The 455-nt window shown below is 44.6% G+C and carries 2 pseudogenes; both read right to left on the bottom strand.

The features are described from left to right. Positions 1–179: pseudogene (locus tag AB4585_RS23935) on the bottom strand (ABC transporter permease); the annotation flags it as partial. Continuing rightward, positions 179–455 (bottom strand): annotated as a pseudogene (locus AB4585_RS23930) (ABC transporter ATP-binding protein); the annotation flags it as partial. The pseudogenes AB4585_RS23930 and AB4585_RS23935, both read right to left, overlap by 1 nt.

Genomic DNA, 455 nt, shown 5'->3' with positions numbered 1-455 from the left:
TCCATGTAGCTAAAGCCATTCATCTGTCCGATGCGAGAACCAATCAGGTTGCCGAAGATAATGAAATACAGTGTCATGGTAATCGCAGGTGGCACAAGGGTTTGTACCCAAATACGCATAAAGCGATTAATTTCTTTGCCTAGTAGACTCTTAAAAGCCGTCCAATATACGCCATACATTACTGCTGATCCTCGGTTTGATCTCTCACGATAGTGACAAATAGCTCTTCAAGACGGTTGGCCTTATTGCGCATAGAAAGTACCTTCACGCCTGCATCCGTTAGCTGTGAAAAAACATGGTTCAGCCCCTGCTCTTTCTTTAATTCAATCTCAAGGGAGCCGTTCACTAGGTGCTGGCTCACTACATCATTCAGCGGCTGAGGCTGTACCCCTTCCTCAAGATCTAGAATAAAGGTTTCCACCTGCAATTTATTGAGTAGGCTCTTCATACTGGTA

Source organism: Vibrio sp. 10N.222.49.C9, from assembly GCF_041474985.1.
Taxonomy (GTDB): Bacteria; Pseudomonadota; Gammaproteobacteria; order Enterobacterales; family Vibrionaceae; genus Vibrio; species Vibrio crassostreae_C.
This window is presented reverse-complemented; position numbering and strand designations above follow the sequence as displayed.